Consider the following 16,013-nt stretch of genomic DNA (forward strand, 5'->3'; position numbering starts at 1 on the left):
GATGCTGGCTGCTGCGGCGGTCGCTGACTAGACCGATACACCTGCTGCAGTAACGACTGACTCCGCCGCAGAGGCGATCTGTCCCATGTCCTTGGTGGAGATAGCCATCGCCAGGACAATCACAGACGAAGCGATATTAACTGCTTTGTCGACATCCTTGAGCTTATCGAGCGCTTGGTCCGCCTGCGCAGTGGCGACCGAGATCTCGGCAACAGCTTGATCTGCATTGGTCAAGGTAAGGTTTGCTGCCGTAAGAGCGAAGTTCGCTGCAATATTCATCAGCGAGTAGACATTCCCTTGCAGTTGAACGATGTTCGGATCGGTGAGCTTGCTGCCCGCACTGATTGCGTCCAGGCGAACCTGCCCGACTTCAACGGCAATATCGTGGAAAGACTGTGCCAACGCCTGCATCTGGTCATCGGTAAGTGTGGTGTTAGCCGGGGTGCCGGCGATAGATTTGGTTGATTTCATGGCTGCTTCGACCTCGACTGAATATCTGAAAGTGCTGTTTTGAGCGACTCGATTGTGGGTGCGACTTGTTTCGCGATCTCCACCATGCTTGCCTTCTTCTCGGCCTGTTGCTTCAGCTTGGCATGGAGCGAAGCAAAGTCCTCCATGGCTTTTCCGTAGGCAACCATGGAGTCTTTTCGGGATTGCAGAGCAGATTTATCGTAGGCGTATTGCCGCTGTACAAGGATAAGAGCGAGGCGCTCCTGTGGTTGTGCGCCTGCCATCGGCCCCTGGTAGAAGGTGTCGAGGCTGAGCTGCTCATTGGCTAGAAGTAAAGCGTAGTCCGAGGTGATGACCTTGTTGAGCGAGTGGGTTAGCGACTGGATGGCGGGATCGTTGGCAGTAATGAGTTGGCCAAGTTGTTTCTCGCGATAACCATTCGTCACAGCGTCCGCGAGAGACTTCAGAACACTTTGCGCGTCGTTTCCTGCCGTAATCGCGTTGGCTGAGAAAGATGTATTTGCGCTGGATGCAGTTACATTTTCATCGATAGCTGCATCGTAGGTCATTGGCTTGTTGGAGGCGAGCTTACCGAGAGCGTCGAAGTAGGAGACCAGGACATTCTGATCTTTCGCAAGATGATCAGCCAGTTCTTCGTAGGGTCTACAATCCTGAGCTTGTTCGGTCTTAGGTCGTTCTGCCGGCGGCGTGTTCTCGAAGAGAGTGTTTTGACGCGCGCATGTTCCTGCAACATCGTTCGAGACTCTGGGGAGCTCGGCCCTCGCTTCATCAGAGAGTTTGGAAAGGCCGGCCGCGTCGTCAAGATCCACACAACTGCTTAGCGAGATGCACAACGAGGAGATAGCCACGACCTGCAAGAAGAGATTGCAGCGAATCCGGAGTATGGGCATAAGGCCTCTTTTCCTGGGCAGATTGAATGTATTCGAAATCCCCATTTTTTTCACTGAGAATCGACTCTGCCGCCGGGACTCCCCTGTGATTCTTGCGCGCCTGGAGTCAGGGTTTTGCGGGCGTATCGGTGTGGGCCTGGGCGAGCCACTTCTCGGTGCCATGGTGCCGGACCCATACCGTGACGGAATTGTTGTCGCCATTTCTGAGGCTTGGGTTCTCGGCAGTACCGCAGTTGAAAGTGTTCACCACGTGATAAACGGCGATAGCGGAGTCTGGCGTAAGAAGGCGCACCTGAAGATCACGAAGTTCGTAAGACTCAAGTTTGCAGTGTTTGAGAGTGATCAGAAGAGTGTCGAGCGCCTGAATGTGGTCATCAATCTGGATAAAGTCTGGTGTAAAGAGGCTCCGCACAGTGGCGAAGTCCCCCTCGGCCATGGTGGTCCAGAGATTCTGTTCTAACTTTACGATGTCGATCGGCGCAGGAGGCGTGGCGACCGGGTTTTGCGCAGGCGAGGCACAGGCAAGCATCAAGACGAGGACCAGGAGGGAGAGGCGCATGGCCATTATGTTAGCGCCAGTCCCCTCTTGGCGGGTCTTGCTTCGCGAATCTAGTTGGTGGGACTCTTAGTGCCAACCTTACGGACGGAGGCGTCGACAATAGCGTAAAGAAGCTGACCATGGTCTGCCTTTGCCTTGGCTTTGATGTACTCGCCAGCGCGTTTGCCCGCCTCTGCGCTCTCCGGCAGAGTAAGACCGCGAGTCTGTGCGGAGATTCCAGCAAGCTGCTGGACGATATCGAAGAAGGTAGCCTCATTTTTCCCCGCGAGCTGCCAGCAGTCGGAGACGGTGCAGGTAAGAATCTGCTCGTTGGTCCAGGTGTGGGGAGTGGCGGAGTCCGCTGAGGGGGAGATGGTGGCTGCGGAGGGTTGCTGGGCCGAAGCGGTGAGGGTGGCCAGGGCGAGGCAGCAGACGGCGAGGTGATGGGTCAGGCGCATGGGTCGTTCCTCTTCGTACGGGTACGCGTTAGGGGTTTAGTAGCGGTGATAGCGATCGTCACGGTTGTTCTGGGCAGCCTGGCCTACGACGGCACCGATGCCGGCGCCTGCCGCTCCGCCAATGATGGTGCCTTTGAGGCCGCCGCCGAAGACGGCTCCCAGGACTGCACCGCCACCGGCGCCTATCAGGGCTCCTTTGCCGGGGCCGATGCCGCCCTGGTCGCGGCGGTAGTGATCATCGTGGTAGTGGCGATCGCGGTCGTTGTAGTAGTTACCGCCACGTCCGCCATTGCGCATGCCGTTGTAGTAGGCGCTGTTGTTGTTATAGCGCTGAGCAAAGGCTGGGGCGACGGTGGTCGCGAGAAGAAGAGGAGCGAGCAGGACCGTGGTTCTTAGCTTGGTCATTTGAAGTTGGATGCTGAAAAAATGAAAAGCGAAAGATTTTTTGTGAGACCCGCTTCCCCTGGTTCACCGGATGGGGTGGGGGGATACCCACGAAATTCGCCGGTGTGGCGCCGTATTGGCGGTTTAGGGGGTTGACAGAGGTGTTTTCATGAGAATGTGGTGGTATTTCGTCTGTTTGGCTGGTTGAACCGTCTCTTATTGGCGTAGTTTTTGTGAAGAGGATTGGAGGGGCTGTGAGGAATGTAGCTTGGAGTCTGGTTGGGTGTGTCTTGTGTGGAGTCTCGTTGGCGACAGGTTCTACAGCGATGGGGCAGAGTACTGCGACTCCGCCGGCTAAGCCGAGTGCAACCCCGGCTGTGCATAAGCCCAAGGCTTCCGCGAAGTTGGTGATGGCGGTCTGGTCGCCGGATGTGCAAAAGACGCTGGGAGTCTCTGCAGAGGACTTCAAGACAGATGGGTTGAATAAGCTGACGCAGGTGCAGTTGACGAGCCTGGAGGGCTCGGCGAAGCCTGATCCGAAGCGGGCGTGGCTGGCGTGTCCTGTGCCGTCGGCGTCGGGGGCCCGGGTGTACCTGACAGTGGCGGGGGATGATTCGACGGGCGCGATTGCGGGGCAGATACGGCATGCGGTGAACTCGGTGACCGGGGTGACGGTGGTGGATACTGCTGCGCAGGCAGACCGGGCTCTGCATGTCGTGATCCAGGAGCAGACGACGGCGAAGCGGACGATCGGGTTTACCGCGTCGTACCTGACGGGTACTCCGTGCGTCGAGGATATCGGCGGTAAGAAGACGGATGTGGAGTTGAAGGGGACGTTGGGCACGTACACGGATGCGAAGGGCGCGGGGCTGGCGACGGACCTTGCGGGGATGCTGGATCAGGATCTGCAGGCGGTGAAGAGTGGTGCTCCAGCGCGGTAGTTCGCGTGGGGCTGGTGCAGAGACGTCTTGCCATGGTGGTAGCTTGACGCAGTCTTTGCGGCTGCGAAGAGATCCGCCTTCGCGGTGATGAGACGGTCACGAAGAGGGGGTATCCGGTCTCGGGATGGAGATTTTATTTTCCCGTCTTGTTGGATTTGCATCTTACTGGGCTGGAGGTTTTGCCATGAAGGGTTTTCCCTGGATCCTTGCCGGAATTGGAATCGGTGTCGCAGTGACGTATGTACTGTTTTTCAGCGAGCCGGAACCGGCGTATGACACGAGCTATGACGGGTTCAGCGACGCAGCGCGCAAGACGTTTGCGTGGGGTACCAAGCAGAAGGCCAAGGGTAAGGTAGGCTCGTTTGCGGGTGCGGTGAAGGAGGGCGTCGGAAATCTCACCGGCAACCAGGACCTGGCCGATGAAGGGACTGCGGATCGCGTCGAGGGTAAGGTGAAGGACGTCGCCGGTCAGGTTGGGCAGGCGGTTGGGCAGACGATTCACGATCTCAACAAGTAGATCTGAAAACACGTAGAGGTGATGCGAAGGAAAGAAACCCACGCTCGCAACGAAGATCGCGAGCGTGGGCTTTTTGTTTTGCGTTCCTATGCTTTAAATCTAGCTGGACTTGTGGTGCTGGAGAGCGGCGCGAACCTTCTCGACGTGGGTGCCGTGGACGCGGATGGCTTCGTGCAACTGGTCGCCGGTGACGCCGAACTCTTTGGACCAGTAGTGGATGTCGGAAGACATCTTTGGGTTGATCTCTTTGGGGTCGTGGGGACCTTTTTCGGGTTCGACGTGCTCAGCGTGCGCGGTGCGAAGCTTCGACTTTTCGACTTCTTCGTGTTCGTGCGGACGTGCTGGGTCTGGGTGAGACATGTGTTTGTTCCTCTTTCGTGTTCCTGAGATTAGATGCAGGATCAGTTTGAGAGAAGGGTCTGGGTGCCCCATCTTCGGCGCGAAGCACGATCCTCACAACTCAGACACGAGAATAAGGACAGGAGTCGGTTCGTCGTACATGGAACGACTAAAACTGGACCAGAGCCACTCTTCCGGGTCTTCTTAAGGACTGTTGCAATTAAGTGGTTACCTTTCACAAAATCTTACTGTATGAACGATCTTCCCCGCAGAGGTCTACGATTTCCTAAAATGGGGATCCCTCAAAAATAAATCCATAAAAGTGGCATGTTTTTCGAGCCCGAAAAGTGACGGTCAAAACACCACGTTTGCCACGCATCCCACCACAGCTAGACCACCAAAACACCACGTAGAAACGCCCGTTTTTGCCAAAACTACCAGCAAAAACGGGCGTCACCACGTCTCAAAAAATTACTGCAGCAGCGTTCCTTCTTCGGGTTGGGTTTTGGCTTCTTCTGGGGGGATCACTACGGCGGCCGCTACCTTGTCCTGGGGTTCCAGGTCGAGCAGCTTGACGCCCTGGGTGCTGCGGCCTGCGGAGCGGACGCTCTTGGTGTCGATGCGGATGATCTTGCCGAACTGGCTGATGACCATCATCTCGGTGGTGTCGTCGACGAGCTGGATGGCGGTGACCTTGCCAATCTTGGGGGTGGTCTTCATGTTGATGACACCCTTGCCGCCGCGAGACTGGAGGCGATACTGATCGACGTCGGTGCGCTTGCCGAAGCCGTTCTCGCTGACGGTGAGGATGAGGCAGGGGGTGAGGCCGAGCTGCTTGTCGAGCTTTTCTAGTTTGGCCTGAGCCTCTTCGGAGAGCGCGGGTGCGGCGAGTTCGCCGGGTTCGGCCAGCTCGAGGGGCTGAGCGATGGCGGAGTCGGCGGCTTCGTCGATGGCGGCTTCGACCTGGGAAATAAGGCCCTTTTGTGCGGCGCGCTCAAGGCGCTGCTTGTTGCGAGCCTCGTTGGAGGGGGTGACGGCGGCGCCGATGAGGTAGTCGCCCTTTTTGAGCGAGACGCCGCGGTTGCCGGTGGCGGGACGGCCCATGGGGCGTAGATCCTGCTCGGCGAAGCGGATGGCCATGCCGTCGTGGGTGGCGAGGAAGATGACCTGCTGTCCGTCGGTGATCCGGGCAGTGATGAGCTCGTCGTCCTTGTCGATGTTGATGGCGATGATGCCGCGAGCCATGACGTTGGAGAAGTCCTTGAGCGCGGTCTTCTTCACCGTTCCATTGCGCGTGGCGAAGAGGATGAACTTGGAGTCTTCTTCAAGGTCGCGGACGGGCAGGATAGTGACGACCTTTTCGCCGGGCTGAAGGGCGACGAGCGAGGCCATGGCCTTGCCTTTGCCTGCGGCGCCGACGTCGGGGACCTCGTAGACCTTGAGCCAGTAGACGCGGCCAGTGTTGGTGAAGCAGAGGAGATAGGCGTGGGTGGAGTCGATGATGAGCTGCGCGACGAAGTCCTCTTCGCGAGTCTTCATACCGAGGCGCCCGGTGCCGCCGCGACGCTGCTGCCGGTAGATAGAGATGGGCGTGCGCTTGAGGTAGCCGGTGTTGGAGACGGTGACGGCGACCTGCTCGTCGGTGATGAGATCTTCAAGCTGAAGCTCGGCGGTCTCGTCGATAATCTGCGTGCGGCGGGCATCGCCGTACTTGTCGCGAATCTCGGTCAGCTCTTTGATGATGACTTTGCGGAGCTTGGCCGGCGAGGCGAGGATGGACTCGAACTCGGTGATGTTGTCGCGAACCTCGGCGAGCTCTTTGAGAAGCTCGTCGATGGAGAGCTGGGTGAGGCGGTAGAGCTGCAGTTCGAGGATCGCGTCGATCTGCTTATAGGAGAGGATGAGCGTTCCGGTGGTGGAGAACGTCATGTCGATGTTGTACTTCTTGGGGTCAAGCGTGATGCCGGCGAGCTCGGTGCCGCGAAGGTTGATGCGCTTGTTGGAGAAGTAGGAGAAGAGATTCTCGCGGGCGTCGGCGCGGCTGGACGATTGACGGATGATCTTGATGACGTTGTCGAGATGATCGAGCGCGATCTGGTAGCCGAGGAGGATGTGTTCGCGGTCGCGGGCCTTGGCAAGCAGGAAGGCGGTGCGGCGGCGGACGACTTCGGTGCGGTGATCGAGGAAGGCGCGGATGGCGTGGTCGAGTGGGAACTCCTTCGGCTGGCCGTTGTGGACCGCCAGGAAGATCATCGAGAACGACTCCTGCATCTGGGTGTGCTTGTGGAGCTGGTTGAGCACGATCTGATGCTCGGCGCCGCGCTTGAGGCCGATGACGATGCGCATGCCGTCGCGGTCGGACTCGTCACGGAACTCGTCGCGGGCGATATCGGTGATGACGCCCTCGTTGACGAGCTCGGCGATGCGCTCGATGAGCTTGGACTTGTTAACCTGGTAGGGAATCTCGGTGACGATGATGGCTTGGCGCCCGCCGGAGATGTTCTCGATGGAGGCCTTGGCGCGCATCATGAAGCGGCCGCGGCCGGTCTTGTATGCGTTCGGGATGTTGGTCTTGCCGAAGAGGAATCCACCGGTGGGGAAGTCGGGGCCGAGAACGTGCTCGAGGACGAGGTCGAGGTCGGAGCGGTGGTCCTGCGGAGACTTCTGGAGCAGCGCGATGCAGGCGTTCACGATCTCGGTGAGATTATGAGGCGGAATGTTGGTCGCCATGCCGACGGCGATGCCGGAGCTGCCATTGACGATGAGGTTCGGGACGCGCGCAGGAAGGACGGTGGGCTCGAGCGAGGACTCGTCGTAGTTGGGCGTAAAGTCCACGGTGTCGTAGTCGATGTCCGCGAGCATCTCCCCGGCGATGCGGGTGAGGCGCGATTCGGTGTACCGCATGGCAGCGGCGGAGTCACCGTCGACGGAGCCGAAGTTTCCCTGGCCGTCTACTAAGAGATAGCGAAGCGAGAAGGGCTGGGCAAGGCGAACCATGGTGTCATAGATGGCGGAGTCGCCGTGGGGATGGTAATTACCCATGACGTGGCCGACAACCTTGGCGGACTTGGTGTACTTCTTGTTGAACTGGAGGCCCATCTCCTGCATGCCATAGAGGATGCGGCGGTGGACGGGCTTAAGGCCGTCGCGAACGTCGGGCAGGGCGCGGCCGATGATGACCGACATGGAGTAGTCGAGGTACGACTTCCGCATCTCCTCCTCAATATTGATGGAGAGCATGAACGCGGCACCGCGGCCCTGGACGGTGGAGGGTCCATCGGGTGGAGAGCCCGCGGGGGGAGGGTTGTTGGAGTTCGCGTCCTGCGGGGAGGGCACTTCAGGGTTTTTCGGGTCTTGCGGAAAGAGATCGTCAGCCATGGTGTTTCTCTATGATAAATGCTTGATTTGGCTGGGTAAAGGCTTGTCGGAGCGTGGTTTTTGCAGGGTGGGAGTATATGCACAAAACGCGGGACTTAGAGGGAATCTGCGAGGGTACTGCGCTGCGGATAAGACAAAAAAAGGGACAGGCTTTTGGCCTGTCCCTTTGAGTCGTGAGATTTTGCTTCTTTTTGAAGTTAGAAGAAGAGCTTTCCAGACAACTGCATGGAGCGGGCGTTGTTGGTGAAGACCTTTCCAGGCTGATTGAAGAAGCCATTCCCTACGGTCTGGAAGTTGAGATAGGTAGTGGTGTTGGACGTGGTGTTGATGTTGTTAACCGTACCCGGAGTGTACTGAGCGTGGTTGAGGACGTTGTACGCCTGGGCTCCGAACTCAAACGAGTAGCGCTCGTGGAAGGTCACGCGCTTCAAGGCTGACATGTCGAAGTTGTTAATGGGGCGTGTAGCGAGGCTGTTGCGTGAGGCGTTGGGCAAGGTTCCCGCTCCAGCCTGGATGTAGTACGCAGTGGGATCATTGGCTACGTAGCCAACCAGGTTGGCTGGGCATTGACCGGGCGCGGTCTCAGTATCTGCCGTGCACAGGCTCGCCAGGTTGGTGGCGTACTGCGGGCTGACCAAGCTGGACGTACCCTTGACGCCGGTGGGGTTGATGATCGTGCGATCAATTGCGCTGCCACTATCACCGTTCTGGTTGGAGTTGACACCCGAGAGGACAGTGGCATACTCCGGCGACTCATAGGTGTAAATGGGTGCGATGGTCCAGTTGCCCACGACGTTCCTGAGCAGGAAGGAGCTGGAGTGCTTGTAGAGCTGCAGATCGTAGACCGCTTCGAGAGAGATGCGGTGGGTACGGTCGAGAGCGGAGCGGCTGTAGTCTGCCGCAACGTTCTGCGAGTTCTGCGGACGGCGTGGAGTGAGTGTGGTGGCAAAGACTTCAGCCGTCGCATCGTCCATCGTCTTGCTGTAGGTGTAGGAGAGGTTGGTCTGGAATCCGCCGACATACTGGCGGGTCACATTGGCAACCAAGGCGTTGTAGTTGGAGCTGGAGTAAGGCTGATACGAGGTGATCTTGCTGGTGAAGCCTTGAGCGAGGAAGTCCGGCCTAATGTTGGAGAGCGCCTGAATTGCACCCAGCGTGTTGGCGTTGACTGGAGAGATGACAGCACTGCCGCCGCTCAACGAGGTAGGGAGCTGATTCGTTGCGTTGACCCTGGGTTGAATGTTGATCTGGTCCTGGGTTGGGAGGTGGATGCCGCGTGTGCCTACGTAACCGATCTCACCGGTGTATTTGCTTAGGAAGGTGCGCTGGATGGTGAGGGTGTAGGTCTCGGCGTAGGGGACTGTCTGATTAGGAATGTAGGCTGCAGTGGCTCCACGCTGATCGGCAAGGCCGGCTGGCGTGTTCGGGAAGACCAGGATGCCGCCATTGCCGGGAGGAAGACCGCCATTGGCAAGGAAGTTCGGGTCGCCTGGCTGAGGATTGCCGACATTGCCTACATCGTTTGTTGCCGAGTACTGCGGCGGGAAGGAGAGAGTCCCAAGGTTGTCGAAGAGAACATCGTAGGACAGGCCGAAACCTGCGCGGACTGAGGTCTTATCATCTGGAGCGTAGTTGATGCCGATGCGAGGAGCGAAGCTTTTGTAAGCGGGCTTCGGCTCGGTGAAGCTAATGAGGCCTGGTACAGAGGCGGCGGAGTTCAACCCCTGTGCTCGCTCACCGACTGGAACGGAGGTGAACTCGTAGCGGAGACCACCGTTGAGGGTGAGCTTCGGGCTGGCGCGCCAGGTATCGTTTACGTAGCCATAGAGTGCGGTCTGGTCGCCGTAGTAGGTGAGGCTACCGGTGGAGCGCTCGCCGAAGCTGGTGGGAGCCAGGTCTTGGAGGAATTCGGAGAGGTTGTTCCACTCGTAGTCGCCGCGTGCACGCTGCGTGAATCCCTGGGGCGAGATGTACTTGCGGCCGTCAAAGCCGATCTTGATGGTGTGCTTGCCTTTGACGTAGCTGACGTTGTCGACCACCTGGTAGAGGTTCTGGATGGTGAACTGTGGCGCGTTCGGGTCGGGTCCGAGATTGATGTTTCCCTGATCGACGAAGACGAGGTTGGGGAACTGATCGAGGCCCGGGTAGCTAAAGTTGCCAGCGGTCAGGGTGTTCGAGTAGCGGTTGAAACCGATACGGAACTCGTTGGTGAGGTTGGGAGTAAAGGTATGGAACTCGCTGAGAGCGACGAGCTGATAGCGGAAGGGCTGCTGGGTGAAGAAGACGGGGAACGGAATCGTGTTGCCGGCCGTGTCGGTGTCAGAGAGACGATTGTAGATGTATCGTCCGCGGAAGCTGTCCTTGTTAGTGATGGTGTAGTCGACGCTGGTGGTGAGGACGTCGAAGTTGGAAGGCGTTCCGGCGGTGCTCTGATAGTTGCCGAGGGGGATGTTGGTGGAGGCTCCGGAGGTCGCGGAGTTGACGGTGAGGAACTGCGCCCCGGTGGCTTCGCTGCCGCAGGCTACGTCGGCTGAGGCATCGATACCAGCGCCACCGGCTCCAGTGATGGTAGCGGGCTGGGTGTACTTGAGGTACTGGGCAAGGTTGTTGGCGTTGAGACCGTAGGGAGCGCCAAGGGCTTTGAGTGTGCTAAGACCGGCTGCGGTCGGGACGCAGGAGAAGATGGCAGGATTGTTTCCGATGGAGTTGCGCTCAAAGTTGACGAAGAAGAAGAGCTTGTCCCTGAGGATGGGGCCGCCGACCTGTCCGCCGTAGCGGTTGTTGTCGTAGCGCGGGTTGATGGCGGGTTTGCCGCCCTGGGTTCCGACCTCTGCGTTGAGGTTGCGGTTCTGGAAGTACTCATAGAGACGTCCGTGGAACTTGTTGGTTCCGGAGAGGACGTTGGTGTTGAACTGGCCGCCGGAGGAGTGGCCGAACTCTGGAGAGAACTGATTGGTGATGAGCGTGAAACTCTCGACCGAATCGTTAGGCAGATAGATGAGTGGGCCAGTGACAGCTTTGTTGTTGTTGTCCACACCTTCGATGGTGAAGTTGTTGTTGCGGGGACGCTGGCCGCCGATAGAGGGGCCGACGCCGATACCGATCCCGCCGCTGGAGGCGACACCAGGGCTAAGGAGGGAGGCGTTCAGGACACCGAAGCCGTTCGAACCACCCGAGGAGGTGGAAGGAAGATCAGTAAGCTCCACGTTGCTGAAGGTCTGGGTGAGGTTGGTGCTGGTCGTGTCGAGGACTGCGCCAGCTTCTGCTGCGACTTCAACCGTGGTGCTGGCACCGATGGAGAGGGCGACGTTGGTCGTGGAGGTCTTATTGAGCTCGATGACGATGCCGCGAAGGGTGAACGGCTGGAAGCCCGAGGAACTGACAACCAGGTCGTACTTGCCGGGGAGAAGATTGCCTACGCGAAACTCGCCGGAGGTCCCGGCTTTTTCGGTAGTGGCGACGCCGGTATCGACGTTGGTAACCACGATCGTTGCATTCGCGATGATGGCTCCAGAAGGATCTTTCACGGTACCGACAAGGTCTCCGCTCGTGGTCTGACCAAGAGCAGCGCCAATGAAGGCCATAGTGATGGCGGGTACAAAGAGGGAAATACGTCGCATTCGTTCTTCTCCAACGCTGACTAAATCGGGGTCCAAGCATCGGAGTCCACAGATAAACTCCTCGATCAGGACTCTTTTGGTTTAGTCGCGTACCTTAGGTTGAGCAATTTGCGGGCCAATTTCATTTGGCAGTCCGTATCGCTCTTTAATACAGATATACATAGGACAATGGGGTGCTCTAGAGCTGCCCGTCTCAAAAAGATATGAATTTATGTAGGAACCTACCTCTTCGCTGCATGAACTGGTATGTAGGAACCTACCTCTTCGCTGCATGAAACTGGACGGTGGCAAAGTGTGTGGGGGAGGATCTGTCTAGCCGATATCTAAACTAAGACTAAATCAGTCTGCTATAACTTGATCTCGGACTGATACCGTCGTATATTCGGTTTATCTGAGTTTTTAGAGCTTTAGTTATTGGAGGGTTTGACCAGATCCTCGCGGAAAATTCTCTTGGCGGAGACCACGAGGACCTGGGAGCTACAGCCGAGTGACTGCAGGTTCTCTGCATTATAAGGTCCGATGTCGGATCGTTCTACTTCGGCTCAAAACTCCATGACTTATCAACACAAACCCTGAACCATCCGGCGGCTTGTTTGGTTGGCGAATGCTTTGAGGATAAGCGGTCGTCGGTGAGGTGCGCCTGGTTTCAACTGCACCTTCGAGTCGCTGGAAGAGGGACTGTGAAGACCGACGCTGTTCTGAAGGAAAGTGAGCGCGATCGATCTTTGCCGAGCACGGAAGTTGATCCGAGGAGATAGGAATGAAGCAGACGGTGCGTAAGGCAGCGGGGAGCAAGAGGAAGAAGGCGCAGATTGGCGGGAGTCGCGGATGGATTGCGGCGGGGACGCTGGCCGCTTATGCGGCGATGGGCGGCACGAAGACGGCGATGGCTTCGGTGGAGAAGGTCGATCCGGTAACGTGTGGAGCTGCAGAGGCGACACTGCCGCTGAAGAAGTTCGATATTCCGGCTGGGCCACTGGACGAGGCGATGAAGGCATTTGAGAAGGCGACCGGGTTGACTGTGAAGGTTGTACTGCCCGCGGGTACGGTGGCTGGGTTCAACTCGAAGGGCGTGGTCGGACTGTTTCGCGAGGATGAGGCGCTGCGTCTACTGCTCGAAGGAACAGGGCTGAACTATCGCGTGGATGATGCCGCGACGATGCTGGTTGGAGTGCAGTCGAAGGATACGATCTCTGTAACCGATTCAGTTACTAACTCAGTCTCGCTCTCCAAGTTCACGGAACCTCTGATCGATACGCCGCAGAGCGTGAGCGTGATTCCGCAGTTTGTGATGAAGGACGAGGGCGTTTCGACGCTGCGCGATGCGCTGCGGAACGTGCCTGGGATCAGCCTGGCTGCTGGCGAGGCCGGCGCGCAGGGCGACAACCTGACCATCCGCGGATTTACTGCGCGCAATGATATTTTTCTGGACGGGATTCGCGACTTCGGCAGCTACTATCGCGACTCATTTAACTACGAGCAGGTGGAGGCGCTGGAGGGACCGGCGGGAATCCAGTTTGGGCGCGGCTCGACGGGCGGCGTAATCAACCAGGAGAGCAAAGTCCCGGTGGTGCAGCAGTTCGTGAATGTGCAGACGCAGTTTGGCACGGACAAGACGCGGAGGATCACCGCCGACATCAATGAGCCCGAGTTGGATGTTCTAGGCGGCACGGTCTATCGTGCGAACCTGATGGCGCAGGAGGGTGGAGTTGCGGGGCGCGACTATACGGAGGTGCGCAGGTTTGGGATTGCGCCTTCAGTTTCGATTGGGTTGAACACGAAGACGCGGGCAACGCTGAGCTACCTGCACCTGACCGAGAGCGACACGCCCGACTATGGATTGCCGTGGTTCAACAACAAGCCTGCGCCTGGCGCGATCCGTCATAACTACTACGGGTTTTCCGATGAGAACTACCTGAAGACGAACGATGACATCCTGACCCTGAAGGTGGAGCACGAGTTTTCGCCGAACCTGAATCTGCATACGATTGCGCGGGCGGCGAACTATCCGCGGCAAGCGCAGATCACGGAGCCGCAGATCTGTTCGAACGCTCCGCTGAGTGTCCCGGTGGGTGGATTTGTAACTTCGCTGCCGACCTCCGCTGTGAATACGGCGCTCCCCTGCGCGTATACGGCTGCGAGTGATCCGAGCACGATTGTGGTGAACCGGAATCAGATCCAGGTGAAGAGTGTGGAAGGTGATCTGTGGGATCAGACAGAGGTAACGGCGCGCTTCAAGACCTTCGGGATCAAGCATGCGCTGGTGGCTGGAGTAGAAGGCGGGCAGGAGATCTCGAACCCGATCAGAACAAGTTACACCCTTAATAAGATCAACACCGTCCCTACGGCTACCTTGATTGACCCGAATGCGCAGCAGCCCTTCGGAGGCACGGGGTACATCTCGTCAATCGTGCACACCAAAGCAGAGAGTATAGGGCTTTATTTCGTCGACACAATCAAGCTGGGCCGGCTGTTTGAGGCGAGCGGCGGCGTGCGCTGGGATAGGTTCGATACCGGTTACAATTTGTACCAGCCGACTCCGCCTGCGGGTGGAACGGTGACGGCTCCGGTGGCTCCTATCAGCCGCGTGGATGAGCAGCCAAGCTATCGTGCGGCGTTTGTGTTCAAGCCTTCGAGCCGGGGAAGTGTGTACTTCGACTACGGAACGAGCTTCAATCCTGCAGCGGAGTCGTTGAGCCTGAGCATTGGCCTGGCGAACAGCTCGGCTGCACCTGAGGAGAACGAGACCTACGAGGTAGGCGCGAAGTGGAGCTTCCTGAATGAGCGGCTGCTGGCAGAGGGCTCGTGGTTCAGAACAGAGAAGGACAACGCGCGCGAGACCGACCCGACGAACTCGAACAATATTGTTGCGGCGGGAAATCAGCTGGTGAAGGGAGTTCAGTTCTCGCTGGTGGGCAGGCTGCCGGAGGGAATGGACGTCGTTGCCGGGTATGCCTATCTCGACAGCGAGGTGATCTTCTCCAAGTTCTTCCCGACCTCGGTTGGATTTCCGCTGGCGAACGTGCCGAAGCAGACCTTCAATCTGTTTGTGACGCATCGTCTGCCGCTGCGGTTGAACGTCGGCGTAGGCGGAAACTATGTGGCCAGCAGAACGGCCAGCTCCACAGTGCCGTTCGTCCCCACCAGTTACTCCGGGCCGATCAACTACGTGACGCCGTCGGGCGCACCGGGGGTTGAGTACCAGGTACTTGCGACCGCGCTGAAGCAGGTGCCGGGGTACTGGGTCTTCAACGCCATGGTAAGGCGGCCTCTGACCGACCGGCTGGAGCTGCAGGCGAACGTGAATAACATCTTGAACCGCTACTATATTGACCTGCCGCATCCGAGCCATCTGGTTCCGGGAGCTGGGGCCAATGCGCAAATAGGAATCAACTTCAAGTTCTAAGATGGACGAGAGAGAGCGAGCCGGCCGGGAGATCCCTCCTGGCCGCTTGCATCTCTCCTCAGCTGGCCCGCAGGCAAAGGAGTAGAGGATGCTGATTACGATTCCGGAGGTGTTGACCGCGAACGAGGTGAAGCAGGCGCGGGCGGCGCTCGATGCAGCGGAGTGGGTGGATGGAAAGGTGACCGCCGGGTATCAGGCGCAGAGCGTGAAGGAAAATCTGCAGCTGCCGGAGGGCCATCCGGTCGCCGCGAAGCTGGGGGAGATGATCCTGGGGGCGCTGGCACGCTCGCCGCTGTTTATGTCGGCGGCGTTGCCGCTTCGGGTGTTTCCGCCGATGTTCAACCGGTACACGGGCGGCGGCCACTTCGGCACCCACGTGGACACGGCGATCCGCGCAAACGCCGCGACAGGGCAGAGGATAAGGACAGATGTTTCGGCGACGCTGTTTCTCTCCAGGCCGGAGGAGTACGACGGCGGCGAGCTGTCGGTAGAGGATACCTACGGCGTGCACTCGGTCAAGCTGCCGGCGGGGCACATGGTCTTATATCCGGCGACGAGCCTCCACCGCGTGGCTCCCGTGACGAGGGGTGCGCGGGTGGCCTCGTTCTTTTGGATCCAGAGCATGATCCGGAGCGACGGCGACCGGACGCTGCTCTACGATCTCGACACGGCGATTCAGCGGCTGGCGGTCGAGTTTCCTGGGAATGCGGCTGGAGTGCAGCTGACCGGGGTGTATCACAATCTGCTGCGGCGCTGGGCGGAGATGTAGGTGTTGCTCGCGTGGTCGCGATCCACAGACCGTGCTGATCGGAGCCTAAGGGGGTTAGCCGAGCCGGAAACGCTACGGTTTATCTTCCGTCCTGCGAAAGAACTCGTTAGCCGCTTCTCTTGAAGGGACGGGGTGACTTAAAGGTACTGGTCCCGGCTCTCCTGTCAATACCATTTCTGGTAGGGGAAATATATAAATTCATAAAAATCTGCTCGCGGATTAAGTTTTTTCCACTTCATCCGACGGGTAAGTCTTTCTATTGCCTCCCCTTTTAGAAAAAAATCACGTGCTTGCTCATTTGG

General features: G+C 58.3%; 12 protein-coding genes. 4 read left to right on the forward strand and 8 right to left on the reverse strand.

Annotation, left to right across the window (positions count from 1 at the left end):
* Window positions 1-27: 27 nt before the first annotated feature.
* From GSQ94_RS05450 to GSQ94_RS05470, 5 genes are all read right to left on the reverse strand, one after another.
* Window positions 28-471 carry a hypothetical protein gene (locus GSQ94_RS05450; RefSeq protein WP_158942287.1) on the reverse strand — a complete coding sequence of 148 codons (444 nt, stop codon included), beginning with the start codon at window positions 469-471 and terminating at the stop codon, window positions 28-30.
* A complete protein-coding gene (locus GSQ94_RS05455; protein WP_158942288.1) occupies window positions 468-1,361 on the reverse strand; it encodes a hypothetical protein in 894 nt (297 codons plus the stop codon). The genes GSQ94_RS05450 and GSQ94_RS05455 overlap by 4 nt, the downstream gene beginning before the upstream one ends.
* A gap of 106 nt (window positions 1,362-1,467) precedes the next feature.
* Window positions 1,468-1,920, reverse strand: a complete 453-nt coding sequence (locus GSQ94_RS05460) for a nuclear transport factor 2 family protein (RefSeq protein WP_158942289.1) — start codon at window positions 1,918-1,920, stop codon at window positions 1,468-1,470.
* Between the two features lie 50 nt (window positions 1,921-1,970).
* Window positions 1,971-2,357 (reverse strand): hypothetical protein, encoded by a 387-nt coding sequence (locus GSQ94_RS05465; protein WP_158942290.1) that lies wholly within the window; start codon window positions 2,355-2,357, stop codon window positions 1,971-1,973.
* Window positions 2,358-2,393: 36 nt separating this feature from the next.
* A complete protein-coding gene (locus tag GSQ94_RS05470) occupies window positions 2,394-2,762 on the reverse strand; it encodes a glycine zipper 2TM domain-containing protein (RefSeq protein WP_158942291.1) in 369 nt (122 codons plus the stop codon).
* Window positions 2,763-3,046: 284 nt separating this feature from the next.
* On the opposite strand from GSQ94_RS05470, the gene GSQ94_RS05475 reads away from it, so the two are divergent.
* Window positions 3,047-3,682: a hypothetical protein gene (locus GSQ94_RS05475; protein WP_158942292.1), complete on the forward strand. Its 636-nt coding sequence runs from the start codon at window positions 3,047-3,049 to the stop codon at window positions 3,680-3,682.
* Window positions 3,683-3,866: 184 nt separating this feature from the next.
* Window positions 3,867-4,199, forward strand: a complete 333-nt coding sequence (locus GSQ94_RS05480) for a CsbD family protein (protein ID WP_158942293.1) — start codon at window positions 3,867-3,869, stop codon at window positions 4,197-4,199.
* A 99-nt stretch (window positions 4,200-4,298) separates the two neighbouring features.
* Here the strand turns inward: GSQ94_RS05480 and GSQ94_RS05485 are convergent, their stop codons facing one another.
* The 3 genes from GSQ94_RS05485 to GSQ94_RS05495 all read right to left on the reverse strand — a co-directional run bounded on the left by GSQ94_RS05485 (window position 4,299) and on the right by GSQ94_RS05495 (window position 11,536).
* On the reverse strand, window positions 4,299-4,559 hold the full coding sequence (locus GSQ94_RS05485) for a DUF3606 domain-containing protein (RefSeq protein ID WP_158942294.1): 261 nt from the start codon (window positions 4,557-4,559) through the stop codon (window positions 4,299-4,301).
* A 450-nt stretch (window positions 4,560-5,009) separates the two neighbouring features.
* Window positions 5,010-7,916 (reverse strand): DNA gyrase subunit A, encoded by a 2,907-nt coding sequence (gyrA, locus tag GSQ94_RS05490; protein WP_158942295.1) that lies wholly within the window; start codon window positions 7,914-7,916, stop codon window positions 5,010-5,012.
* Window positions 7,917-8,113: 197 nt separating this feature from the next.
* On the reverse strand, window positions 8,114-11,536 hold the full coding sequence (locus GSQ94_RS05495; RefSeq protein WP_158942296.1) for a carboxypeptidase regulatory-like domain-containing protein: 3,423 nt from the start codon (window positions 11,534-11,536) through the stop codon (window positions 8,114-8,116).
* Window positions 11,537-12,296: 760 nt separating this feature from the next.
* Between GSQ94_RS05495 and GSQ94_RS05500 the strand changes: the two genes are divergently transcribed.
* Both GSQ94_RS05500 and GSQ94_RS05505 read left to right on the forward strand, forming a co-directional pair.
* Window positions 12,297-14,942, forward strand: a complete 2,646-nt coding sequence (locus GSQ94_RS05500) for a TonB-dependent siderophore receptor (protein WP_158942297.1) — start codon at window positions 12,297-12,299, stop codon at window positions 14,940-14,942.
* A gap of 88 nt (window positions 14,943-15,030) precedes the next feature.
* Complete coding sequence (locus GSQ94_RS05505) at window positions 15,031-15,711, forward strand: Fe2+-dependent dioxygenase (RefSeq protein ID WP_158942298.1); 681 nt, start codon at window positions 15,031-15,033, stop codon at window positions 15,709-15,711.
* Window positions 15,712-16,013 lie beyond the last annotated feature (302 nt).

This window comes from Granulicella sp. S190 (assembly GCF_009766095.1).
Taxonomy (GTDB): Bacteria; Acidobacteriota; Terriglobia; order Terriglobales; family Acidobacteriaceae; genus Edaphobacter.